General features: G+C 54.9%; 18 protein-coding genes and 2 tRNA genes. 6 read left to right on the top strand and 14 right to left on the bottom strand.

Annotated elements, in window-relative coordinates:
• Positions 1-61 precede the first annotated feature (61 nt).
• Positions 62-3,649, top strand: coding sequence for a hypothetical protein (locus tag HPY73_07215; GenBank protein QLH75247.1), 3,588 nt, complete (start codon positions 62-64; stop codon positions 3,647-3,649).
• 632 nt (positions 3,650-4,281) lie between these two features.
• Here the strand turns inward: HPY73_07215 and HPY73_07220 are convergent.
• The 8 genes from HPY73_07220 to HPY73_07255 form a co-directional block, all read right to left on the bottom strand.
• Positions 4,282-5,229 carry a hypothetical protein gene (locus tag HPY73_07220; protein QLH75248.1) on the bottom strand — a complete coding sequence of 316 codons (948 nt, stop codon included), beginning with the start codon at positions 5,227-5,229 and terminating at the stop codon, positions 4,282-4,284.
• A gap of 27 nt (positions 5,230-5,256) precedes the next feature.
• Positions 5,257-6,825: a citramalate synthase gene (locus HPY73_07225; protein QLH75249.1), complete on the bottom strand. Its 1,569-nt coding sequence runs from the start codon at positions 6,823-6,825 to the stop codon at positions 5,257-5,259.
• A gap of 88 nt (positions 6,826-6,913) precedes the next feature.
• Positions 6,914-7,930, bottom strand: coding sequence for a homoserine dehydrogenase (locus HPY73_07230; GenBank protein ID QLH75718.1), 1,017 nt, complete (start codon positions 7,928-7,930; stop codon positions 6,914-6,916).
• 1 nt (position 7,931) lies between these two features.
• Positions 7,932-8,426: a hypothetical protein gene (locus HPY73_07235; GenBank protein ID QLH75250.1), complete on the bottom strand. Its 495-nt coding sequence runs from the start codon at positions 8,424-8,426 to the stop codon at positions 7,932-7,934.
• Between the two features lie 64 nt (positions 8,427-8,490).
• Positions 8,491-8,592 (bottom strand) — tRNA-Ser (locus tag HPY73_07240).
• A gap of 260 nt (positions 8,593-8,852) precedes the next feature.
• Positions 8,853-9,641: a carbon-nitrogen hydrolase family protein gene (locus tag HPY73_07245; GenBank protein ID QLH75251.1), complete on the bottom strand. Its 789-nt coding sequence runs from the start codon at positions 9,639-9,641 to the stop codon at positions 8,853-8,855.
• Between the two features lie 65 nt (positions 9,642-9,706).
• Positions 9,707-9,976, bottom strand: coding sequence for a hypothetical protein (locus HPY73_07250; GenBank protein QLH75252.1), 270 nt, complete (start codon positions 9,974-9,976; stop codon positions 9,707-9,709).
• A 1-nt stretch (position 9,977) separates the two neighbouring features.
• Positions 9,978-10,685, bottom strand: coding sequence for a TIGR00266 family protein (locus tag HPY73_07255; protein QLH75253.1), 708 nt, complete (start codon positions 10,683-10,685; stop codon positions 9,978-9,980).
• Between the two features lie 174 nt (positions 10,686-10,859).
• On the opposite strand from HPY73_07255, the gene HPY73_07260 reads away from it, so the two are divergent.
• Positions 10,860-15,494 carry an AAA family ATPase gene (locus HPY73_07260; GenBank protein QLH75254.1) on the top strand — a complete coding sequence of 1,545 codons (4,635 nt, stop codon included), beginning with the start codon at positions 10,860-10,862 and terminating at the stop codon, positions 15,492-15,494.
• A gap of 46 nt (positions 15,495-15,540) precedes the next feature.
• Positions 15,541-16,341 carry an NAD+ synthase gene (locus tag HPY73_07265; protein QLH75255.1) on the top strand — a complete coding sequence of 267 codons (801 nt, stop codon included), beginning with the start codon at positions 15,541-15,543 and terminating at the stop codon, positions 16,339-16,341.
• Here the strand turns inward: HPY73_07265 and HPY73_07270 are convergent.
• Entirely contained in the window at positions 16,292-16,822 is a 531-nt protein-coding gene (locus tag HPY73_07270; GenBank protein QLH75256.1) for a hypothetical protein, read from the bottom strand. The genes HPY73_07265 and HPY73_07270 overlap by 50 nt on opposite strands.
• A gap of 108 nt (positions 16,823-16,930) precedes the next feature.
• Between HPY73_07270 and HPY73_07275 the strand changes: the two genes are divergently transcribed.
• Both HPY73_07275 and HPY73_07280 read left to right on the top strand, forming a co-directional pair.
• Positions 16,931-17,006: transfer RNA gene (locus HPY73_07275), tRNA-Glu, on the top strand.
• A gap of 171 nt (positions 17,007-17,177) precedes the next feature.
• Positions 17,178-17,708, top strand: coding sequence for a hypothetical protein (locus HPY73_07280; GenBank protein QLH75257.1), 531 nt, complete (start codon positions 17,178-17,180; stop codon positions 17,706-17,708).
• Positions 17,709-17,712: 4 nt separating this feature from the next.
• Here the strand turns inward: HPY73_07280 and HPY73_07285 are convergent, their stop codons facing one another.
• From HPY73_07285 to HPY73_07305, 5 genes are read right to left on the bottom strand one after another with little or no spacing between them, the layout of a single operon-like run.
• Positions 17,713-18,411, bottom strand: a complete 699-nt coding sequence (locus HPY73_07285) for an ECF transporter S component (GenBank protein ID QLH75258.1) — start codon at positions 18,409-18,411, stop codon at positions 17,713-17,715.
• A 29-nt stretch (positions 18,412-18,440) separates the two neighbouring features.
• Complete coding sequence (locus HPY73_07290) at positions 18,441-19,901, bottom strand: ABC transporter ATP-binding protein (protein ID QLH75259.1); 1,461 nt, start codon at positions 19,899-19,901, stop codon at positions 18,441-18,443.
• Positions 19,898-20,767 carry an energy-coupling factor transporter transmembrane protein EcfT gene (locus tag HPY73_07295; protein ID QLH75260.1) on the bottom strand — a complete coding sequence of 290 codons (870 nt, stop codon included), beginning with the start codon at positions 20,765-20,767 and terminating at the stop codon, positions 19,898-19,900. Before HPY73_07295 ends, HPY73_07290 begins: the two co-directional genes overlap by 4 nt.
• 4 nt (positions 20,768-20,771) lie before the next feature.
• Positions 20,772-21,269 (bottom strand): DUF4430 domain-containing protein, encoded by a 498-nt coding sequence (locus HPY73_07300; GenBank protein QLH75261.1) that lies wholly within the window; start codon positions 21,267-21,269, stop codon positions 20,772-20,774.
• A 6-nt stretch (positions 21,270-21,275) separates the two neighbouring features.
• A complete protein-coding gene (locus HPY73_07305; GenBank protein ID QLH75262.1) occupies positions 21,276-23,165 on the bottom strand; it encodes a PQQ-binding-like beta-propeller repeat protein in 1,890 nt (629 codons plus the stop codon).
• Between the two features lie 116 nt (positions 23,166-23,281).
• On the opposite strand from HPY73_07305, the gene HPY73_07310 reads away from it, so the two are divergent.
• Positions 23,282-24,199, top strand: coding sequence for an Lrp/AsnC family transcriptional regulator (locus tag HPY73_07310; GenBank protein ID QLH75263.1), 918 nt, complete (start codon positions 23,282-23,284; stop codon positions 24,197-24,199).
• The last annotated feature ends 58 nt before the right edge of the window (positions 24,200-24,257 follow it).

Below are 24,257 nucleotides of genomic sequence, written 5' to 3' on the forward strand. Positions count from 1 at the left end.
GTTTCGAAAATCTTCTTGTCCATTGCGAAAATTGTCAGTCCTCCTCATTGTCCTGGTTTTCTTGATCTTAGCGATACCTCTGCCAGGGAACAGTGCGCCGGCGCGCATCATAACCCTCACCTCCCCTAACGGCGGTGAGATATGGAACGGTGGCGTCTCCCATAATATCGCGTTCACGACCACCACCGACGAAGGTGTGGTCATGTTATATTACTCGTCAGATGGAGGCACAACCTATCCGAACCTCATCGGTCATGCGGACTGCACAGGAGGGTCGCAGACCTATGCATGGTCTGTACCGAACAACCTCAATAGCACTACTGTTAGGGTCAAGGTGGAATGGAGGTCGAAGTATGACCCTCCATTTCTAGTGTTCGGGTCCGATACAAGCGATGAAAATTTCACCGTTAGACCGAGCACCGTGCTCAGGTTCACCCAGGTAGAGGCATTGATGAACTATGGGCGGTACTCTCTAGTGAAATGGGACCTCTTCGACGGCCTTCAGAACGTGGGCGTCCTCGATCTGTTGGTAAGGTATCGGACGGACGGGACCTGGGGGTCTTACGTCGAGCTGGGAGGGCCTTATTCTTACATAAGCCCTACACAAGGTGGGATATGGTTCATGCCCGATTATTATGAGAGCGCGTATGGGCAGCTCAAGATAAGGGCCTGGACCGAGAAACCGGGCGGGGTCCTGCTCACCGAGGCCGTCAGCGATGAATTCGAGATCAGCTCCGCATATATCATTCTGAAGAGCCCGAACGGCGGGGAGAACTATCACGCCGGCGAGACCTGCAGGATACAATGGGCGACCGCCAACGATGCCGTCGGGATAACAGGGATAGCGCTCTATTACTCGCTCAACTCAGGAACGACCTGGAACGTCATCAGGTATTCTGTCGAGAACACGTTCAATTTTGATTGGACGATACCTTCCGGGATCAGTACCGCAAAGGCCCGTGTGAAGGCGGTCATCCTATATCTGGAATGGACCGAGATGGCGAACGACTCAAGCGATGGGGATTTCACCATATATTCGAGCCCTCAGGAGCCGATCGTGACCTTGCTATATCCTAACCCCATAATTGACGGGTATATTGTCCTCAGAGGAGGGGAGATATGTAACATACGATGGACCTCCTCAGGCGATTTCGACCTGTTCTATCAGTTCCGTATCTTCCTGTCGACGGACAATGGGACCTCCTGGTCGTTCCTGATGAACGCCCCCAAGTATGAGGACAGCGTCAACTGGGTCGTACCATCGATCGATACCCAAGGAGCAAGGATAAGGGTCGAGCTGGAGACCATTGACACGAACTTCGTCAGGTCATCGTCCGTCCATTCCTTCTTCATATTCACGACCGTCATATGGAACAGGCCGCCCGTTGCCGTGGTAGGGGGACCGCAAAGGGTCGCCGAGCATACAAGCGTTACATTGAACGGCGCCTCCAGCTACGATCCCGATGGGGACCATCTCAGCTATGAGTGGACATTGATAGGGCCGTCCGGCCGCTCTGTGACGCTCAATAACCCGTACAGTGCGACGCCATCCTTCACGCCAGATATCGAGGATCATGAGGTGACGTTCATATTCGAGCTGAAGGTCAGTGACGGCCGGCCCGTTCCGGACCGATACCTGGATGACGTGGCAAGGACCACGGTCACGGTCACTCCTCTCGCACCAAAGATCCTAAGCTTCACTCCCAGTGGAGGTTGGGCTGGGACGAACGTCACAGTGACGGGGACCGACCTTAAGGGTTCTCAGATCTTCATAGGGGGAGTCCTCACCGCTACCGTGCCCATATACCCCACGCCCGACCAGCCCGACCCCGACACTTCCTGGAAGTTCCGTATCGTTGAAGGCGTGCCGACGGGCATCCATAGCATCGAAGTGAGGAACAGTGCAGGGTCTGGCACATCGTCATCGCAGATCGAGATATTCCCAGTTCCATGGTATCCCCTTGAATATGGGTTCTCATGGGGCAACCAGGCGAAGGATTACCTGACCTATCCATGGGCGTTCTGGGAGGATGGGAATTATAAGGACACCTTCGGAAATGACGTCTACATCAGCATCTGGGTGTGCCTAGGGATACCATATTGGACATATGAGGACGGATGGCAGTGCTGGGGCTATGAGATAGAACAACCGATATGCCCTGATCCATTGGCCGCGTTATGGTACGGCATAGCCTATTGTCACCTTGCCCAGAATGGCGAATGCTTCGGTTTCAGCGCGGTCTCCCTGGAGTTCTATCATGGGGTCATACGTCCTGAGGAGCTGCAGTGGGGGAGATATGATGTCAACAATCTCACCTTCTCCGGCGAACTTCAAAGAAGGGTCGAATATTTGCACGGCTCCCAGGTCTCGGCAGAGTGCGTGCATTATTGGGTCGAGGAGCATCTGGCCAATCTGGCGCCCTCCATATACGGGATGTCAGGGATGGGCAGGGTGCTGTATATGGTGGAATCGGCCGTGGCCAGTGGGGAGCTTGGGGTCATATCGATAGTAGACGGTATACATGGTCATGTCGTGGTACCGTATGAGGTGCAGGACATCGACAGCACTCATACCCGGATATATGTGTATGATATCAACAAGCCCGAATGGTCCAATTGGTCAAGGGCGGAGGGGAAGCTCTATGATCCAGATGACAGGGTCAACAATCCGCCCTACATAGAGATAGACAAGAGCGGATACTATTGGGAATGGTCTTACTACATGGGGGGCGATATCGGATGGTGGGGAGGTCCGATGGGACTTACCTTTGTACCTGCATCCACCGTCCTCGGTGATAGGACGCTGCCGACGACGCTCGACGGCCTCTACGACCTCGTGTTCGGTTGTGCCACCGGCTCGATAGAGAGCGAGGAAGGAGGGACCATCGGATTGCTAGAGAACGGCACATGGGTGTCTGAGATACCAGGGGGCTCGCCGATATGGTTCTACCAAGGGTCTGACCAGCCTTACTCGGCCTTCTACCTTCCGCCGGGCAACTATACGATGCATATCGATGGGAGAGAGGAAGGAAGCTACGATTGGGGCTGTTTCATAGGGGACAGGGCGGCATATTCCCTGATCGGCGTCGAAGGGGATGAGGAGACCGAGGATACCGTGGAGATTCAGGTGAAGGATGACAACCCGTATGCGGGGATCATAACCTTCAGCACGTCGGACGAGAGGAAGTCCTATTCCTCGACGCAGATCAAGAAGTTCGGGGAAAGGGAGAGGGTATACAAGATCATCAACGCCAGCATATTCAGCGACAGCATCGCTGTCATAAACACCACCGATGACTTCAACGGTATAATGATTTACAACAACGGGCCGCACAAGTTCACCTTCGACGTCGAGTTCCAGGGGAACGTCCTGGACCAGGCCATCTGGGAAGAGGTCAACGGGACGCTGACGGACCTCCCGAAGGCGCTCAAGAGAGGGATAACGATCAAGCCATATCAGACGTTGATCATCAGACCGAGCACCTGGCTGGACCTGATGCATGCGGAGGTCGAGGTCATAGAGGTGACTCCGGGAGAGGACGTCGATGACGATCACGATTACGTTCTGTGGGCCATCCTGGGCATAACGGTGATATTAGTGGTGGCGGCGGTAGCGTGGACGGTCATCAGGAAGCGTCGTAAGGCCTGAAGGCCGTTCATCACCAACAAGGGCACGGCCTTCTTACAAGCAAAGTATAACGTCAAGGAACTTTAGACGACCTCGTCCTCTCTTGGAGAATGGTCTCATCGGTCGACGGTCTTGATCCTAGTACGGGTCTGAAGAGGACCAAATATGATGACCAGTGTTCATGGGGACGGTCTAGGCCATGAGGTTTATTGTCCGAGCGATGAGCGTCGGGCCTATTTTCATATGAGCTACGGGCTCTTGGGACCATCCGAGGCCATCAGGACCATCGTGATGGTCTGCCATAGGTCTTTAATTCACCGACATGTCGGCCTATTGTTTTATGTTGGCCAAGGGCCGACCCCAATCCAATATACTATCAAAAAAAGAATGGCGACCGACCTGTCCAGGCATCACCTTTTTTAATTTTAAAGGTCTGGAGAGATCGATATTTCTAGTCCAACTCAGATTTTAAACTAGTTCGATTGATAAAACGACAACCTTTTAGTATTCGGTGGAAATAAGGAAATAGGAGCCCCCGTGGACCTTCTCCAACTTCCCCACCATTTTGATTTACGGGGGCTCTCACTTTTTCATAACTTTTCTAGATATGGTCTTTTCAAAATGACATAGTTGATATCGTCCACGTCAATCGTTCATCTTCTCTGGTCTTCCTTTATCAATGACCTTATCATTGCCTGCGTCCTCTCTGGGGATGCTACCGTGTTTACCAGATGGACACGGGTCTTCGAAAGCAGGCGCTCATAGAACTCGGTCCTTATCTTCATCTTCCTCATGTCCCTGACGAGCTGATGGGGGTTGCAGAAATCCCTGGATGTCAGATAATTTAGGGCCTCTAAAGGAGATAGCTCATGAACAATATCATCATCATCCGCATCCCTTTTAAGGAGGATGATTTCCTTGAGCGGTGTCATCGGCACGACTGAATTGATCCCAGCGGCCCATCTCACGTTGACGATGGCCCTGCCCTTGTTATCGGGCACCGAGCCCTCTAGCAAACGCGAATATTCTGGCCAGATCTTAGCAATGTCGGCGTCCACATAGCAGTTCTTCTCGCTCCCGTAGGCGTCCGGCCTCGCACCTGGCCTCACGAAGAACCAGTCGTCCGTGATCAACCTCGCACCCTCCATCCTCAACAGGCCCCATGCATGGGTGGTCTTGCCGGTCTTCGAGGGCGCTATCATCGCCACTCCCTTACCATCGATATCGAGCGCCGCCCCGTGGACGGAGTTTATATGATGCTCATCCTCCAGGAGGTCCCCTGCCACAGCGAGCGCCAGGCTCTTCACCCATCCATAATAGTCGAAGTTGAAAAGGAAAGCGGTCTTCGCTATCGGCTCATATAGCACCTTTGTCCTGCCAGAATCGTCGTCGAGCAGTATCAGCCTCCCATGGGACCTCACGTTGTCCGACATCGCGTAGAAGTTGTCCTCCCAGCGCTCTTTCATATCCCTGTTCAAGGTGTATAGCTTGATGGCGCATCCATGGATGTCGGCCTTGCATGTGTAGAAAGGCTTTGAGCTGTGCTCGAGATAAAGCTCGTCCTTTCTCTCAGGCGTTATCAGCTCCACTGAGTAGCTCATGTGACCTTCAACCCTCTACAGGCCGAACTATTTTTCCCCGCCCGCATTACCGTTGATGCCCTCTTTCATCAATTTGTACTCAATTGCGTCCATGAGGGCCATCAATGAGGCCTCGATGATGTTTCCAGATACACCAACGGTCGTCCAGGAGCTCTTCCCGTCGGTGGACCTTATCAGCACACGCACATTGGCCGCCGTGGCGTCCTTTCCGTCGATTACCCTGACCTTGTAATCGATAAGCCTGACCTCGGACAATACTGGATACAACCTTGTGAGGGCCTTTCTCAACGCCCTGTCCAAAGCATTCACAGGACCGTTCCCATCGGCGGCCGTGTGCTCCACATTGCCATTATGGTCGACCACGCGTATGCTCGCCTCTGATATCGTGGAAGGCCCTCCCACGTCCATGAAGAGCCTGAACCCTTCGAGCTTGAAGGGCTGGGTGTTCTCCCCTTTCATCTTCCTTACCAAAAGCTCTAGGCTCGCCTCGGCCGCCTCGAAGGAGAACCCTTGCGACTCGAGCTGCTTGACCCGTTCAAGGACCTCCTTCCCATCGGCCTTTGAACCGATCCCAAGCTGTTCTGATTTCGCAAGTAGGCTGGAGGTCCCGGCGAGCTCGGATATCAATATCCTTCTCTCGTTCCCGACAAGCTTTGGGTCCATATGCTCGTAGGTACGGCTGTCCTTGAGCACGGCCGAGACGTGCACACCCCCTTTATGTGCAAATGCTGACCTGCCGACGAACGGGAGCTTCGGGTCCGGCTCGATGTTCGCGACCTCCCCCACCAGGTGTGAGAGCTTGGTCAACTTTGAGACATCTGGTATGTTCGAGACCATGCCGAGCTTTATCAGGAGGTTTGGGATTATCGAGCAGAGGTTGGCGTTGCCGCATCTCTCCCCCAGTCCGTTCACGGTCCCTTGCACCATGACCGCCCCGGCCTTGACGGCCGCGAGCGAATTGGCGACCGCCAGCTCAGAGTCGTTGTGGGCGTGGATCCCGACCTTGACGTCGAACATCGATACGACCTGCCCGACGGCCTTCGCGACCTCGTCCGGGAAGCTCCCTCCGTTCGTATCACATAGACATACATATTCAGCTCCAGCTCTGACCGCCCTCTCTATGATCTTGAGCGCATATGCCTGATTGCCCTTCCATCCATCGAAGAAGTGCTCTGCGTCAAATATCACCCGCCTCCCGTTCTCTCTGAGATAAGAGATGCTCTCAGATACCATGTCCAGGCCCTCCTCCAGCGAGCATTGGAGCGCCTTTTCCAGCTGCATGTCCCAGGACTTGCCGAAGATACAGACCCATTCGGTCTGTGCCTCGATCAGGCTCTGCAACCCCTTATCGTCGGCCGGAGTCGTCCCGACCTTCCTGGTCGACCCAAAGGCCACGAGCTTTGACCTTTTGAGATCGGCGTCCGCCGCGGCCCGGAAGAATGCCCTGTCCTTCGGATTGGAACCAGGATATCCGCCCTCTATGAAATCCATCCCGAACCGGTCGAGATGTCTCATTATCTCGAGCTTGTCCTCGGTGGAGAATGATACTCCTTCGGACTGGGCCCCATCCCTCAAAGTAGTATCGTAGAAGACCACTCTGCGGTCAAATAAATAAATCCCTTCTTTGTGAGGCGACCATGATACTCCCTGCCATGTTAGTCGCTGTCTATGTCGGCTTCACTATTTAATGCCTATGCGTGCTGCCGTTCCTGTCCCGCATGATAGCCCACAGGTCGCTCATGACGGCACTTGCCGTCTCGTGCCTTCCCGCGCCTCTTCCTGCGACGGTTATCTCACCGGCCAGGTCGGTCTGTATGTGGAATGTGTTAAGGGTCCCGCTGATGCTTAGCGGATGTCCCCTGGGGATCAGCCTGGGCGAGACCTCGACCCCCCTGTCGGTGATCTCCCCGATGAGGCGGATGACCTTCTTTTCGGAAGCGGCCAGGTTAACAGCGTCCAGGCTCACACCTCTTATGCCGGTCCTCTCGACGTCATGTACCGTGACATCCATCCCCATGATGGCATTCGCCAGTATGGCCACCTTGCACGCGGAGTCTATCCCGTCTATGTCATAGGAGGGGTCGGTCTCAGCGTATCCCAGCTGTTGCGCCTCCCTGAGCGCCGGTTCCCATGGTAGACCTTCGGATTCCATCCTGCTGAGGATGAAATTGCAAGTCCCGTTCATTATGCCCCTTATCGAAGAGATCCTCTCGCATTTCAGCAGCTCATTCGCCAGATTTATCACGGGCGTCGCTCCGCCGACCGAGGCCTCGAACCTTAGAATGCAACCTTTCTTCTCCGCAAGCCTGGCCAGTTCTCGGAACTTCAATGCCAGGGGGCCCTTGTTGGACGTGACAACGTCCCTTCCGGCAGACAAAGCTGCCCTGATATGGTCTATGCCGGGCCTTGCGTCGGTGATGTTCGTGGGCGTCATTTCCACCAATACATCATATTTGATATCGGCCAGCATCTCCTTGATGGTCTTGCTGCGCTTCTGCCCGAGAGAGCCCCTCCCGACCTTGGTCTTGACAAGGTCCGATGGGTCGAGCCCCTTCTCTGAAACGGCGTATGTACTCGAATCGAACGCCCCGACGACCCTGACCCCTTCGCCGTACCTGTCGACGAAGAGCTTGTTCTTCAGATGGATGGCCTCTGCCACTCCCTGACCGACCGTGCCGAAGCCCACTAGTACGACGTCCATCCTAATCACCGAACCCCCTGATCATAAGGAACCCGGACCTTTTCGCTCTGTCCCGCATGAACCGGTTCGCCTTCTTTATTGTCTCCTTGTTCCTTACCTTCCCAGATATCAGCGCCGCTTTCTCCTTCGAGGTCGAGATGGAGTACCTGACATCGATCGACTCTACGTCGCCAAGGGCCTGGATGCCATCTGTTATCCTCTTCATCTCGTTAGGGGAAACATCACCGACGATGACATACTCCAATGGGAAGGTCTCGAAAAGGTGGTCTATCTTCAGGATGTCAACTCCCCTTTCCTTCCACTCGCCAACGATCTTATCGAGGACCTTCTCACCAGTGACCTCGAAGGTCAGGTTGACCCCTATTCTCCCGGCAGACACCTTGTCATGGCTATGGACCACGCCAACGATGTTCCCGTCGTTCTTCGCTATCGGCTCCAGCGCACCGATCAGCTGTCCTGGCACGTCCTTGAGTCGAAGGTCCACGTTCACTCTCAAATCCAAACCCCTGCGAACGGGAGGGTAAACGAGCTGCTATATTATCAAATTGAGCAGAACCTCATGGCGCCGAGGGGGAGATTTGAACTCCCGAGTCCTTGCGGACACAAGCTTGCTGGCGGTATCGGTTCCAGGCTTGCGCCTTACCGGTCTGGGCCACCTCGGCTGATGGAGAGCGCTATCGGTTCTTCGCATTTAAAATTTGTGAGGTCCACATTATCACGAGATGACGGTCTTGTCATATTTACTGAGACATTTCATGTAAGTCGCCTGCTTAGGGAAATGGTCGATCCATCCCAAGTCCTAGGCCGGCGACCATAGACATGATAGACCCATCATTCGATGATGTTGTATGTCCAGAGCAGAGGACATCGTACACGACCGCCAATCGTGGACCGGTCGCATGAAGTAAAATAGGAATGCCGCTCAAACCCCCCTGAGCATGGCATCACCGTCCCTGATGGTAGGACGACCTCTTCTGGCAAGCTCAAGGTCGTGACGGTCTATCTCGATGACCTTCACATCCTCATCAAAGTATCTGCACTTGGCGAGGCGGTCCCCCCTTGGACCATACGCCTCGCTCCCTCCGAAGAAGACCATTCCAAGCTGTGCCCCCACCTGGTTCACGTAGATACTGTAGACGGTGTTCTCGATGGCCCTTGCCGGCACGATCCTCTCAAAGAAGTCCCTTGATGTGTACGGAGAGGCTGATATCGTGATCAGCGCCTCGGCGCCCGAAAGCGCATGCGTCCTCGCGATCTCCGAATGGAAAATGTCATAGCAGATCTCGATCCCCAACCTGAAGCCCTTATGGGTCATCATGACCGGGCCGTCCCCTGCCCCAAAGTAGAGCCCCTCCTCGAACGGACCGAAGGTGGCAGGGTACTGCTTGTCATAAACTTGAACACCCTCCTTCTCTGAGACCATGACCGCGCTGTTGCGGAGGATGTTAGGGAGGTCATCATCGAGACGGGCCATTCCAAAGAGTATTGCACAATCATGTTCCTCGGCGAGACGTTCTATCTTTCGGACGCTCGGGCCATGCAAAGGCTCCGCCAATGAGTTGATCCTGTCCCTCACCATGTAACCGGTGAGGTACAGCTCGCAGAACACGAACAGGTCAGCATCCTGTTCACCGATCAGTTTGCCCATCTTGGCCACATTGACCTCTTTGTCCGCAAGCGCGCACCGGAGCTGGGCAAGAGCTATCTTCATCGGTCACCATGACCTACGGGAATTATATTCTACCTTTGCCTGAAATGAACGAGATCACCGCAACTTCATCTTTTTTCGTCCTCTTTCACCGACCTGACATCATCAAGACGGTAGTTTCCCGGCTCAGCACCGCCCCCCCTCTTCAACATGTACAGAGGGATGGCCGCGATAACACCGACGATGGCCAACAAGGCCACCATTATGATGATCACGCCTATGGCCAACAGGGCGAGCAGCACCAGGAGGTCGAGGTTCATGAGGGCGACCATTATCAGCAGTACCGCTCCGATGCCGAGCAACGTCAGCACTAGTGCATCTCCCCATTTGGTCGCCATCTCAGATCCCTATCCTTATCCCGCCAGAATCCCCCTGCCTCGGGAGATAGGGCACCATGGCGTTCGCGAGCTTGCTCATCGTCATCGACTGCAGCACGACCTTTCCCGGTCCGCGCAGGAGGGTGACGAAAAGACCTTCTCCGCCGAACAGGGCGGTCTTGACCCCGCCCACGCTCTGGATGTCGTATGTGACGCTGTTCTCCCAAGCCACGACATGTGCTGTCGATACCTTCATCGTCTGCCCCGGCATCAGATTGTATTCGATGAAATCGCCACATCCTGAGATGAAGGCCGTCCCTTCCCCTCTCACGCTCTGAAGTATCAGACCCTCCCCGCCGAACAATGTTGCCCCGAACTTTCTCTGGAAGGCGATGTCGAGGTCCACGGCCTGCTCAGCACAGAGGAAGGACGACTTTTGGAGGATCCAATGCTTGCCACCGCGCAGGTCCAAGGCCATTATCTTGCCCGGCACCTCGCCCGCGAATCCGATGAGACCGGTACCTCCCTCGGCATGGAAATTCGTCACGAAGAAAGATTCTCCGCTGACCGCGCGTTTAAGGCCCTTCAATATGCCCCCAGACGCTTTGGCCTCCATGCGCACGTTCCCGCTCATGTAGACCATGCTCCCGGCCTCTGAGTATATTACCTCGCCTGGATTGAACTCTATGTTCACGAACTGAAGGTTGTCCCCGCTGATGTTATATTTCATCTTTCGACCCCTAAGGCCCCTAAAGGCAAGGTCACGTATTTCAGCTTGTGGAGCCTCCTATAGGATAAGGGCATCCATACTTCTGAGACCACATCATATCGGAGCCCTCGGTCTTTTAAGGTCTTGATGTCCAAGGGTGACCTGATTTATATTTGCGATGAAGTTACTGGCACGATGTCCTCCGAGCTGTTTCGCATAGAGGTCAACCAGATCGGCGAGTACGTGCAGATGGGCTCCTGCCCACGCAGGTTCAAGCTCGACCTAAATGGAAGGGAGCTCGCGAAAAAGGTGCCCTTCTTCACCAGGGCGCTCAACCCGTTGGACCCTGTCCTACAGGAGATGGGGAGGGAAAGGGAGGAGAGATGGGAGCTGTCCCTTATCAGGGCTGGCCATACCAAGATATCATCGAAGGATGAGGATGGCGAGAGGCAAAGCATCTCTTGGGAGGAGTTTGTAGAGAGACTAGGGAAGGAAGCGAGACCTGGGGCACCCTTCTATGCAAGAGAGGTCGAGCTGTCTGGAACTATCGGCCGGTTCTCCATACACGGTCGCTGTGATTTCATCGTCCTGCATTGGAAAGACGGCAAGCCCAAGTTAAGGGTCGTCGAATGCAAGGCAAGCAGGAAGGACAAGACATATCACCGGGTCCAACTGGCAGCCTACGTGTTATTGATCAGGGCCTATCTGGCCGACGGGACCTTCAACATTGCTGGCCACCTTCTTGAGGCATCATCGCTGGAGGGGGTTGTGGCACGGATAGACGAGAAAGGAGATAACCAGGAGATAATGTCGCTGCCTTCCTTCGACCTGACGACAGAGATGGAAGATGTCCTGAGGCTCCTCTCAGAAGGAGGGGAGCTGGATAGGATCACTTCGACCGACATCGACGAGCTGAGCTACAGGATCGACAGAAGATGCGACCCCTGCGTCTTCAGCGTGATATGCCTTCCGGAATCGGCCAGGTGCAGAAGGCTTGAGCTCCTGGACATGGACCCATCCTCCCTCAGGGTGCTGAGGGAGAACGGCATAGGGGACATCGATGACCTTGCCGAGCTGGACGCACGTTCTGAGACCGCCCTGAGGATAAGGAGGTCACCAGGGTTCGTCGGCAACCTCACATCGCTCATATCGAAGGCCAAGGCCAGGAGGGCGACCTTACCTGGGTCGGCCAAAGATGGCTATGAGGTGGAGAAGCTACCTGGCCTTCAGATCGGGTCGCTCCCCGCCCATGAGGGAGGGGATGGCCGTCTGGTCAGGGTATATATGTCCGTCGACTACGACTATGTCGAGGACCGCATCGGAGGTCTTTCGGCCCATGTGACGACCAGCCCTTACAGGGTCCATACTCCATATGTGATGGAGAACGGTCGGTTCCGCCCCTTCCCTGGGATTGTGGAAAGGTCTTCAGATGATGGGGGCACCTTCGCACGAGAAAAGCAGGTATCAGGGTCAGACGTCATCATGTTCAGGGACAGACCATGGACAAGGGACCGGGCAAAGGACGATGCCGGTGAGGCTGAGCTGATATCCTCTTTCTTCAACTCTCTAGTGGAGGCCATGGTCAAGGAGGCAGGAAAGGACAGCGCCCCCGTGCATTTCTACATCTGGAAGCGGGACGAGATGTCAACCCTCATCGAAGGATGCTCGAGGTGCGGAGGGGGACTTCTGGAACATCTCTCCGAGCTCATGGGTTGCAGGCAGCCCTTGGAACAGCTCATATTCACCTCATTGGACGAAGAGGTCCGCTCCAGATATGCCTTAGGATGGTCGGGGAGCGGGCTCGCTGTCGTCTCATCCCTGAGATGGTTCGGTGAAAGGTATCATTGGCACAGGACGGTGGAGGGCAGGGAGGTGGACCTCTCTGATGTCTTCCGACAGGGCATATTCGATTTCTCATCGCCCTTGGCGCTCCGAGAGGATGGCAGCTGGGCCAGGCCAGGTGAGGAAGGGACACCATATGTGTTCGAGGTAAGGAGCAGGAATCATGACTCCCTTCCAGTACCATACTGGCATGCGGTATGGGGAACCTTGCCCTCACCTGACGGTCCGATGAAGTACACCACGAGGGAGACCATTAAAAGGTTCATGTCAGGGGGCGACCCCGCGCTCCTGAGGGAATATCTGAGGGCGAGGGTCATGGCGCTCAGATGGGTCGAGGAAAGGATATTCCCTAAGAACAAGGACATCAGGAAGCCCGCCTTGGACCTGACCTCTTTGAAGAGGTTCAGACTGCCTGGGTCCTCACCTGCGAGGGCCGCGGTCGACTTCCTGAGGATGGACCATCATGTCAAGTTCAACGATTGGATGGCCATGATGTCCCTTCCCCCTCTCGACCGGGTCTCCCAGGGCCTGAGCGTTCCCGTGAAGGATGTCCAGACCATCGCTGATGAGAGCTGCGGTGAATATCGGTTTTATGCCAAGCTCGACCTTGAGAGATTTGGGGAGACCACGGCGAGCTTCAGGGACAAGATGACGGTCGATCTGGGTTCTTGGGTGAGGCTGGTCCCTTATGACGGGGACATCTTGGCCCAACAGGGCCTCAAAGATATGCTCTTCGGTGGCCGGACCTGCATGGTGGAGCAACTGGACCTTGAAAAAGGGACCGTCGTCCTGAAGGTCATGCTCCTGGACGGGGACCGGTATCGTTTGCCGAGCCTGACGCCGAAGGAGGGCCTTTTCTGTCAATACGCGACATTGGACGACAGCCCTTCCGACATGGTCGCTGGGAGGGTCGAGCATAGGCTGCTGTCCGCTGAACGCTCTGCGGTGATGTCCTGGTTCGACATGACCTCCCCCATGGTGCCGGCCTTTCCCGAGCTGGGGCCAGGCGCATGTTCAAGATATGAGGCCCTGCTGAAGGACCTGGAGTTCGACGGGGTTCGGCTCGGTGATGACCAGGTGAAGGCCATCTTGGACGGGCTGTCGGCAAGGGTGCAGCTCATGCAAGGTCCCCCCGGGACAGGAAAGACAACCACGACAGCCGTCGCCACACTGCTAAGGACGGTCCGTCAGGGACCTGGGGAGATCACATTGGTGGCCGCGAACACGCACATGGCCATCGACCGTCTCATTGATGACATCAGGAAGAGGTCCGGGCCGTTCTTGGACGGGCTCAGGCGCATCGGGGCATCGCCCGTTCCAATAGGTGTCTACAACATGAAGGAGCTTGAGAAGGAAAGGTCTTATTGGCACAAGCTCAACCAGCTCAGAGGTACGGAGAGGCTGATAGTCGGAGGTACGACCAATGAGGTCCTCAAGCTGGCGCAGAAGATGGACTCGGTCGAGCCTTATAGGAGCGGCCATGGGTTCAAAGTGAGCTGCCTGGTCGTCGACGAGGCCAGCATGATGGTGATGTCCCATTTCCTGGCATTGGCCTCTCTGGTCGATGCACAGGGCACGATCATGCTCTCAGGGGACGGAAGGCAGCTCTCACCGATAACCGCGCACGATTGGGACAACGAGGACCGGCCCTCCTTCGTGCGATATCAGCCGTTCACAAGTGCGTTCGACGCCGTCGACTCCTTGATCAGATCTCCTGGGAACTCAAAGCAGATGATATGCAGGTCAGCACTCGACCGGACCTATCGGCTGCCGAGCGAGGTCGTCGAGCTGATCTCTGGCCTATACCAGAGGGATGGGATTGAGCTTAAGGGGAGCAAAGGCACCGTCAGGCGCACGGTCGAAAAGGGCAAGGACCCCTTCTCTGTCGTATGGAAGGAGGGTGGGATATTCTTGATCGTCCACGACGAAGGGCGTTCAAAACGGACGAACAGGTTCGAGGCGTCGCTCATAGAGGAGGTGGTGAGGGCGTCGAATGGCCTCGACCCGTCCTCCGTGGCGGTGATGACTCCTCATAGGGCACAGAGGGCGCTGCTGCAGGAGGTGCTCAGGCCATATTCGGTCGAGGTGGACATAATCGACACCGTGGAGCGGCTCCAGGGAGGAGAAAGGGCGACGGTCATAGTCTCCGGCACACAGAGCGACCCCTCATCGATCTCCAGCACCGCGGATTTCATCCTAGACCTTAACCGTTCCAACGTCATATTCTCTAGGACAAAGGAGAGGCTGGTCGTGGTCTGCTCCCAGGCGCTCCTCGACAGCGTCCCATCTGATACAGAGCAGTACATGTCCGCGTATCTCTGGAAAAGGTTAAGGGGCATATGTAAAAGGGAGCTCACGTCCTTCGAATGGGACGGACATAAGGCCAAGTTGATGGTGCCGGACCTTGAGAACGTGACGATCATAGGTGCTGATGGACAGAGTAACTTTGAACGCCCTTGCATCGTCCCAAGGAAGGAGGCCAGGTCAGATCTAAAGGTCACAAGCGCAGGGCCGAAAGGACGAAGGTCGTTGCTCGGCCCCCCTCCCAGGACAGGAATAGTCGTCGATGGCAGCAACGTCGCCCTGCACGGCACCGATGGAAAGAAGGCATCACCAGAGCAGTTGAAGAGGTGCTATGAGGACCTCGTGCGGACCTACGGTTTCACGGACGTCTATATAATCATCGGGCCGGGGCTGAGGCATAAGATGACGCCAGAGGAGTTCGAGGAGCTGGAGAGGCACTTCGAGGCGAAGGCAGCAGGTCTGGACCATAAGATATTGTTGCAGGCCCCGGCCGGGGCCTATGACGACCTTTTCACCATCCGCTTCGCGATCTACGACGACCTCCTGATATTGACCAATGACAGATATCGGGACATCATCGAGAGGAGCCCTGAGTATGAGTATGACATCCGTACGAGGTCTGTCAGGTATATGTTCCCCGGAGGCTCTTTGATAGTGGAGAAGTGGCCCGACTATGTCATGTGACAACAGGTGAAAGGGAAAAATAGGCCCGCGACGCTAAAGGTCATCCATGCCTCAAGGTCCAAAGCACGATGTCGAGATGGTGCTCGTCGAGTTCATCAGGCAGAAGGTCGAAGAGAGCGGGGCGGAGGGCGTGGTCGTCGGCCTGAGCGGCGGCGTGGACTCGGCGCTCGTGGCGAAGCTCTGCGTCATGGCCATAGGACCAGAGAAGGTGAAGAACCTCTTCCTGCCATCAACGACGACGCCCGAGCAGGACCGGAGGGATGTACGGGAGCTTTCAACGCTACTTGGGACCGAGCTGGTCGAGATCGAGATATCGCCGATGGTCGAGGCCTTCAGGTCCGCACTTCCGGAGATGGGACGGCGCGAGCTCTTAGGGAACGTCATGGCCCGGGTCAGGATGATCGTGTTATATCACTATGCGAGAATGGAGAACAGGCTGGTGATGGGCACCGGGAACAAGTCAGAGCTGCTGATGGGGTACTTCACCAAGTTCGGAGACGGTGGCTGTGACCACCTCCCCATAGGAGACCTCTACAAGACCGAGGTCTGGGAGCTTGCCAGGAAGCTGGGCCTACCATCATCCATCATCGAAAAGGAGCCTTCGGCGGGCCTTTGGCCAGGTCAGACCGATGAAGGGGAGATGGGAGTGAGGTATGAGCACCTTGATAGGATATTGGCCGGGATAGAGAGGGGCCTTCCGTTGGAGGAGATATCCAGGCGGACCGGGATAGACATGACGGTCGTTGAGATGGTCTGGAAGAAGCATCTTGCCTCGGTACACAAGAGGAAGATGCCGATCATACCAAAGGTCGGTCTGCGGACCATAGGGATCGATTGGCGGGAGTGACCGTCTCGGAAAGTGCCCTCAACGCCCTTTCAATGTCAACGCAGTCAAAGATTATCGTGTCGACGCCTTTACCGAAGACAGAGCCGAACCGCTGCCTATATGTCAGCTTCAGCATGATGAGGTCATTCCTCCTTGTGGTGACATAGAGCCTTGCACCCCTGAGATTGAAGAGGACACCGGTCCTCCAGGGCCCGCGCTCGACCCTCTCGACCTCTCTTATGTTCGAAAGAGGGACCCTCCCTCTGAAGAAGAGCCCCTGTCTCAGGACGAGCGTGCCGTCCTCGATGTAGTGATATGTGAACATCGGGACCACGCCATAGATGACCACGGCGGCGAGCGCGATCAATGCGGCAGGTACGATCATAGCGCTCCCGGCCGAGAACGAGCTCAACAAAATGATCAGCATCAAGGTCATCAGGAGAAGCAGGGCCGTGACAACAAGAAAGCTCCCTCGGCCGTATCTCAGTTCCACCTTTGCCATGAGGTCCATAAGGGAAGTGGCGTTTAATCAACATTATCAATGTGGTAATGACCGGTGTGGGAGACCCCAAAACCTTTAATTAGAACCACTTTATTTGGGGCAATACCGGCTCCCGTAGTGTAGTGGCCAATCATGAAGCCCTCTCGAGGCTTCGACTCGGGTTCAAATCCCGACGGGAGCACCAATTTACTATCCGCGATGTCTCCGAAGGTCTTTTTTTCATTTTGAGCCTAAGACTGTTGGGCATATTGGTTACGATAGTCTCCTTGGCCATGTTCATTTAGGTCGACCAGCCCCCCTTTTTTCAAGATAGTTAATAATACCACACCGAGGTCTTTCATGCCCATGGTGGTATATGACAAATGAAAAAAGCCCCTCAGTCCCCTCGTGGTGGGACAGGCACGTTTCAAAGGAAGCAAACAAGGACGTACTGAAAGCATCAGACAGGGCGGGCAACGTCATCGGAGCCGTGTTCTCCGTCATCGTAATTCTGTATTTCATTGAACTCTACAGCTCCAGTTCTGGGTTCTTCAAGGAAGATATCACAGATATCGAGCTAGGTCTGTTCTTCTGGGCAGCAATATTCGGAATATCCCCAAGCATTGTAAGGGCGACCGTTGGGTCAAGGAACATCTCGAGGCCTTTGGACATACTGTCCACGATCTTTGTCCTTATCGCCGTCCTGGTGTTGCTCTCATCGTTCCCATTCGACTTCGAGCATCTCGACGACCTGCTACCTGGACCTCTGAGGTTCATGCTAAACTGGATCAATGACGGTGTCGCAAGGGCGTTCATGTGGTTCATAGCCATAGTGAGCTTGTTCATGGTCCCTTATACGACGGCGTTGTATCTGAGCGTGAGAAAGAAGCTCTCTGGCGCCGCCTGAGATGTCAATCAGACCGAACGACCTGAGGTTCTCGGTGCCCATACGTCACCCTTATCCTTTGCCTGAACCTCTGGAATATCTTGATGGTCGGCCCTCCCAGCACGAGGGCGAAGATCACGTTCCCGAATATGTGGAGCGCACCGAAGGGAAGGCCTGCGACGAACGTAGGGATGAAAAGGTCCGGGTCGGCCTTGTAGAAGGTTATCCAGCTGCTGAAGTCCATGAGGGTGTTGTATGCCATGCCAAGGATTATTCCCAAAAGGACGACGTCCTTCACTGTTATCTCCTTCATCCTCTGACCAAGATGGCCAGCGATCATCCCGACCATCGCCCAGGCCACCATCTCCCATGCTGTCCACGGCCCTTGTCCGAAGAACATGTTCGACACGAAGGCGGTCATCGATCCGACCATCGCCCCGGCGAGGACGCCGAACACCAGCCCCGTCACGATGATCAGGAACGTGCAGGGCTTGATGTTCGGAAGGGCGGCGAACGGTATCCTCGAGGCCGCGGTTATCGCCGCGAGTATCCCGATCAGTGCGACCTCCTTCGAGCTTATCTCAGACTCCTCGAACTTCGCAAATATCACACCAAGGATGAGGAGGAGCAGGATGAACGACAGGAACGCCGCATACTCCGATACCAAAGAGCTCATGAACACCGCCATGTAGAGCAGAAGGAATGCCATGCCGATGGACGCCATGACAAGCGCATCACTTATCCTGACCCCTCTCAGACCACCACCCCCTGTCGTGACCTTGCAAGGTCTATGACCCCATCGAGGTCCATCGGTTCCAATCTACCCTCTTTAAGGTTCATCACCCTGGTCGCATGTTCGGCAACGAACCTATAGTCGTGGGTAACGAGCACGATGGTCATGCCCTCGTCCCTGAGCTCGTTCAAGATAGCGGCCAATTTCGTTTTCATGCTGTAGTCCAGCCCTCTTGTCGGCTCGTCTAGTATCAGCAGCTTAGGGCGACCGACGATGACCGAGGCCAGCGCCGCTCTCTCCCTCTCGCCGCAGCTAAGGTCCCTGGGGAACTTGTCCTTGTATTTCTCAAGGTCGAGCACCCTCAATGTCCATTCGATCCGTCCGCTCCATTCTTTCTTATCGACCTTCAGATTCCCCAGGGTGAACTCCAGCTCTTTCTCGAGCGTGTCTTCGAACAGGTAGTTGTTCGGGTTCTGGCCAAGAAAGCCGACATCCTTCGCTAAACTGGCCGTCGTATGCTCGGAGATGTCCCTCCCCAGGACCTCCACCTTCCCTTCCCACGGCCTGAGCAGGCCGTTCAGATGTTTTAGCAAGGTAGACTTCCCACAACCGTTCAGACCGACGATGGCCACGACCTCTCCTTTCCTGACCTCGAGGTCCAGACCGCACAGGACCGGGACATCGGTGTACCTGAAGCTCAATCCTCTGGTGCGCAGTACAATATCCCCGGTCTTATGTCCGTTCGATGACCTGATGAGATCCGCAAGGAGCCCCTGGGCCTTCAGATGGGGGACCACCTTGTCCGTCGTGGAGTCCATCTCGATCGTTCCATTTCGCATGAAAACGACCCGTTTCGCGTATTGGAGGCAGCGTTCTAGCCTATGCTCGACCAGCACGATGCCGACGCCCTGCTCGTCGTTGATCTGTTTCAAGAACCTGAGGAAGAGCGATGCGGTCTCCTCATCGAGCTGAGAGGTAGGCTCATCAAGGACGATCATCTTAGGCCTCATGGCGATGACCGATGCCAGAGCGAGCTTCTGCTTCTCTCCACCGGAGAGCTCCGGGATGAACCTCTTCATCAGTCTGGTAAGATCGAAGTACTCTCCATATCTCGCGACCCTCTCCTTCATCTCTTCCTGAGGGACGCCAAGGTTTTCCATGCCGAAGGCCATCTCGTTCTCCACATTGGTCATGACCAGCTGGTTCTCAGGGTCCTGGAAGACCATCCCTATCTTCGCGGCCAATCGGGCCGGGGGCGTCCTCCTTGTATCCTGGCCTTCGACGAGCACGCGGCCAGATACTTTGCCACCATAAAAATGAGGGATGAGCCCGTTCATCGCCCGGCATAGGGTGGACTTACCGCATCCAGAAGGCCCGACTATAAGGACGAACTCCCCTTCCCTTATCTCAAGGTCTATGTTATTGAGCACGTTCCGGCCGGTCTCCCCATATGCGAAGGAGAAATTCTCCATCCGTATCATCTTCTCCCCCCTGCGAATATCGGCAAGAACAGAGCAATCTCGACCATGATCACTAAGATGTCATCGATACAGATCGACAATGGCGCTCCGTTGATATAGTCAGCGTTCCCGAACCCCAGGATGAACATTGCGATCCCGAACGGAAGAGCAGCCAGGAAGGATGCGATCATGACCTTGTCCTTTTTTGACAACGGCCTATCGTGATACCTTGTACGGACACCAGCGCCAAACCCCCTGGCCTCCATCGCCTCTGCGACCTCGATGGCCCTGTCCATCGAGTTCAGCATCAGTGGCATCATTATCGGCGCCCGCGCCTTCGCCTTCACTAAGATGTTACCGGAATCGAACTCGACGCCCCTCGCCTTCATCGCGTCCTCGATGTTCTTGGAGTCCATCGCTATTGTCGGGTACATCTTTGTGGCTATGGAGAGGCCGGTGATCGTCTTGTATCCGAACTTGGATAGGGTCCGCATCATCTCGTCAGGATGCACTGTAAAGGTCAGGATGGCGAACGATGCGATGGCCAAGAACAGCCTGGCGCACATGCTCGAGGCGAAAAGGACAGATTCTTCCTTGACCTCGATGGGCCCGATCTCGAACAGGACCGTGCTCCCTTGCGAGAAGAGGATGCTGAAAAGGAACAGGAACGCCGCCACATACACGGTGTACTTGAGGAGCCCCAAGGTAGGTCTGAGCACCTTTCCCGCCGCGGCCACCGTCATGACAAGCCCGAACAGCGCGAGAAGATAGACGGTATCAGATATCAGGATAGACAGGAGGAACATCGAAAGGACGAAGACCATTTTCGGTCTAGCGTCCATCCTATGGATCCTTGAATCTTTGTCCTGGTAAGGGAATAGGAACATTCTCTCAGTCCATCTGGTTCTTTTGGAACTTCCATACGACCTCGTCGCCATCCTTTATATCGACGAAGTTGCAGGCCCTGTTGGCATAAACACCATTCACATAGTATTGCCATCCTGCTCCAGGTATCTCGTTCTCCACGCCGGCTATTGAGGTGATCAAGGTCCCGAGCGGCTGCGACTCCTCTCCTACGATGAAGCCCCCCACCTCCGCTGCCGCCATGAGCTGCAAATAGCAGTTCGGCCCGCTTGAGATCCCCTTGAACACCCAGACCGTGTGCCCTCCATTGTCGACACTGGTCACATTCCATTCTCCATCAATGAACGTCCATGTCGTAAGGTTCCCGGGGTTCAATGAAGGAGCCCCATCGATAAAATCGATGGTGATGTCCGTTGTGACCTCCCCCTCATTGTCACCGTTGGCGGGGAAGCCGAACAGGACTATCACTGATATTATCACGGCCGCCAAGGCCACCAGCACGACATCCTTTGAGCTCAACTTCATTGGCCACTACTTCCTCCTTCGTAGCATGACAAAGGCAATGACCACAAGGATGATGGTGATCGCAACTATGATGAACAATATGACAAAGGCGTCCCCCTTATCATTTGATCCTTTGACCTCTATCAGCATCTCGTAAGTTTGGGAATCGCCATTTGGCGCCTTGACGGTCAACTTCGCGGTGTACGATCCTTCCTCATCATACTCATGGTCCACAGAGGGTCCTGTGCTCAGATCTCCATCTCCGAAGTCCCAGATGTAGTCGAAATACGTGCCTTCGGTCACGCCTTCAACTGAGAATGATACCTTCATTCCATCGACCTCGAAGGTCGAAGTGACCGTCGACGGAGGAATCTCGTTCAGATTGTAAACATAGACGTAACCGCCATCGGTTGTCGCATAGAGCTTCCCATCAGCGATTGTCGGGACACAGAGGGCATAGCTGTCGGGAGCGAGGACGATGTTGATGTACATCACCCCGCTCTCGCTGACACCGACCAACCTGCTGCTCGCCTCGTTCGTCACGAGGAAAATTGTCCCATTAACGCTGGTCGGGGCTCCTCCGGAGAGCAGCATGGTCCCAAGTGGCATTTCCCAATCTATCTCGCCATCCAGACCTATCATATAAAGTTTAGAGGAGTCGACCATGGCAATACCGCTACGGGTAAGCGTCGCTGAGGCCGGCGACACCCCTGTCACTGTTTTCCAGAGAAGGTTGCCATCATGATCGACCGCCGCAAGACCACCTCTCGTTCCACCGCTCGTTCCATTGATGAAGGTCACATAGATGTTGCCATCGTAGTATATCGGGGTGCCCCGGACCTTCTCGCCCAGATCTATGGACCATAGGACCGTAGGTGTTGAGATGTCTACTGCGAACAGCCTTCCATCCTCTGTCCCTATGTAGAGCCTTCCTTGTTCAACGGAAGGGGATGATGAATAGATGCCGACACCCAGGTCCAGGTCCCAATCCTCCGTCCCATCCAATCTGAGACAGGTTATCTCCCCTTCTGCCGAGGCGACATAGATCCTGTTCGTTACGCCTATCGGCGAAGGAGGTCCATAGACCTCACCGGTCCCAAGGTCATAGGTCCAGACCTCCGTACCTGACAAGAGGTCAAATGCATACACGGTACCATCGGCCGAGGAGACCACGAGCAGCCCATTGAATATCAACGGTGAGGAGGTCTGATATCCCTTTCCGATGTTGGCGCTCCATCTCACTTCGCCCTCAGAATCAAGGCAATAGAGGACCGAGTCAGTATCAAGAACATGGGTGGTAGAGTTCACGATCCCGCTTGTGACCACGTAAGAAAGACCGTTCGCTGATACTATGGGAGCATCTATCGCACCATTGCTCAGGTTCTTGGAGTATGCCAGGCTGATGTTGTTCGGCGCATAGCATGATTGTGACCCACCGCCCGCGGCGTCCTGTCTGAAACTTGTCCATGGGCGTTGGAAATATGGCGTGGCGGTCGGGGTCGCCGCATAGGACCAAGCGATCGCCGTCACGCTAGTGGCCGGCACATCGGCCGCCCCTACCCATGACATTACCCATGTAGACGTCGTTACATCCCAGGTATAGAGACCCCAATATATCCAATTCAAATAGTCAGGGAAATAGCCTTGGACGGCCACAATGAATGGGGACCCACCATAGTACTCGACGGTCAACTGATATCCCAATTGCTCCGCCGCCCTCTCTGTCACATTGAAGGCGTTCATCGAAGGGTCCACATCTACCGATGCCCATCCGACCTCGCCATTTCCAAAGTCGAACAGAACCCAGCATTTGGTATCACTGGAGGTCGAATTCGCAGGCATGGCGATCAATGCAAGGAGCATTGCGCAGGCAAGAATTGTGACGATGCGTTTCATGACTATCCCTTGTTTCTGCATAATTGGATATATTATCCAACTTATTGTTAATCAACAAATTCGATATTTAACGGTTAGCTACCTAGGTGCTTGGCATTGTGATAAATGTTATATGGTGTACAAAGTCTGCACGAACCGTGGACGAGATCGATTTCAGTATCTGCCGTGCGCTGTTCATGGATTCGCGTCAGACCTTTGCTGAGATAGGGAAGGCCATAGGCCTGACCCCCCAGGCCGTGCATCGGAGAGTACAGGACCTTATCGAGGCAGGCGTGATCAAGGGAACGGTGGCACGTCCAACGACCTATGCGATGGGCAGGATGTGGGTCATCGTCCATGGGTGGTCCAAAGGTCGGTCAATGAAGGAGGTGGGTGACCGCCTATCCAAAAGCCCAGACATCATGGTGATGATGATGGCCAGTGGTAACTACCTGTATGTGCATGGGGCAGTATCTACTGCCAACGACCTTGCCAATTTCGTATCCTTCGTGCAAAAAGAGGCATCGATCAGCGACCCGACCGTCGCCATCGTGAACCTTCCCGCCCTCGACCCGGATAAGGCGATGACCCCTCTCGACCTTCAGATAATGAGGTCATTGAGCAAAGATTCCAGGAGGCCGGTCAGCGAGGTGGCCGAGGAGGTGGGCATCTCGGTCAAGACCGCAAGGAAAAGGATCGAGCGCCTTCAAAAAGAAGGACTGGTGAATTTTTCGATACATTGGAACCCTGATACATTGGGCGACACATTGTCCAACATCCATATAACGGTGAAGGACGGCATAGAGCGGGAAAAGGTGGCCATGGCGCTGATCAAAAGGTGCGCTCAGTATACCTTGAGGACATATTCATTCAGTAATCTTCCGAATCAATACATCATAACGATGTGGACCAAGAACGTCCGTGACCTCCAGCAGGTGTGCGACGATCTCGAGGGCGAAGGGATATTCGATTCGGTCGTAATGCATATAATGCATGGTATAAGGTATTATGAGGAGATCAATGCTAAAAGATGGGCGGAGATGATGCCGATAAGAAAGCCAAAGGTAAGCAGATGATCTGGCATAAGGTCTTGTTTCCCCTTTTTAATGCAATCGGTTGACGTCCGGGCAAAGT

The sequence above is a fragment of the Methanomassiliicoccales archaeon genome (assembly GCA_013415865.1).
GTDB lineage: Archaea > Thermoplasmatota > Thermoplasmata > Methanomassiliicoccales > UBA472 > MVRC01.

What these genes read in the sequence shown, in the direction of transcription:
- HPY73_07220 (QLH75248.1), bottom strand. Translation starts at nt 5,229, where the DNA reads ATGAGCTACTCAGTGGAGCTGATAACGCCTGAGAGAAAGGACGAGCTT.
- HPY73_07230 (QLH75718.1), bottom strand. Translation starts at nt 7,930, where the DNA reads ATGGACGTCGTACTAGTGGGCTTCGGCACGGTCGGTCAGGGAGTGGCA.
- HPY73_07245 (QLH75251.1), bottom strand. Translation starts at nt 9,641, where the DNA reads ATGAAGATAGCTCTTGCCCAGCTCCGGTGCGCGCTTGCGGACAAAGAG.
- HPY73_07250 (QLH75252.1), bottom strand. Translation starts at nt 9,976, where the DNA reads ATGGCGACCAAATGGGGAGATGCACTAGTGCTGACGTTGCTCGGCATC.
- HPY73_07255 (QLH75253.1), bottom strand. Translation starts at nt 10,685, where the DNA reads ATGAAATATAACATCAGCGGGGACAACCTTCAGTTCGTGAACATAGAG.
- HPY73_07260 (QLH75254.1), top strand. Translation starts at nt 10,860, where the DNA reads ATGTCCTCCGAGCTGTTTCGCATAGAGGTCAACCAGATCGGCGAGTAC.
- HPY73_07265 (QLH75255.1), top strand. Translation starts at nt 15,541, where the DNA reads ATGCCTCAAGGTCCAAAGCACGATGTCGAGATGGTGCTCGTCGAGTTC.
- HPY73_07270 (QLH75256.1), bottom strand. Translation starts at nt 16,822, where the DNA reads ATGGCAAAGGTGGAACTGAGATACGGCCGAGGGAGCTTTCTTGTTGTC.
- HPY73_07280 (QLH75257.1), top strand. Translation starts at nt 17,178, where the DNA reads ATGACAAATGAAAAAAGCCCCTCAGTCCCCTCGTGGTGGGACAGGCAC.
- HPY73_07285 (QLH75258.1), bottom strand. Translation starts at nt 18,411, where the DNA reads ATGGCGTCCATCGGCATGGCATTCCTTCTGCTCTACATGGCGGTGTTC.
- HPY73_07290 (QLH75259.1), bottom strand. Translation starts at nt 19,901, where the DNA reads ATGATACGGATGGAGAATTTCTCCTTCGCATATGGGGAGACCGGCCGG.
- HPY73_07295 (QLH75260.1), bottom strand. Translation starts at nt 20,767, where the DNA reads ATGTTCCTATTCCCTTACCAGGACAAAGATTCAAGGATCCATAGGATG.
- HPY73_07300 (QLH75261.1), bottom strand. Translation starts at nt 21,269, where the DNA reads ATGAAGTTGAGCTCAAAGGATGTCGTGCTGGTGGCCTTGGCGGCCGTG.
- HPY73_07305 (QLH75262.1), bottom strand. Translation starts at nt 23,165, where the DNA reads ATGCAGAAACAAGGGATAGTCATGAAACGCATCGTCACAATTCTTGCC.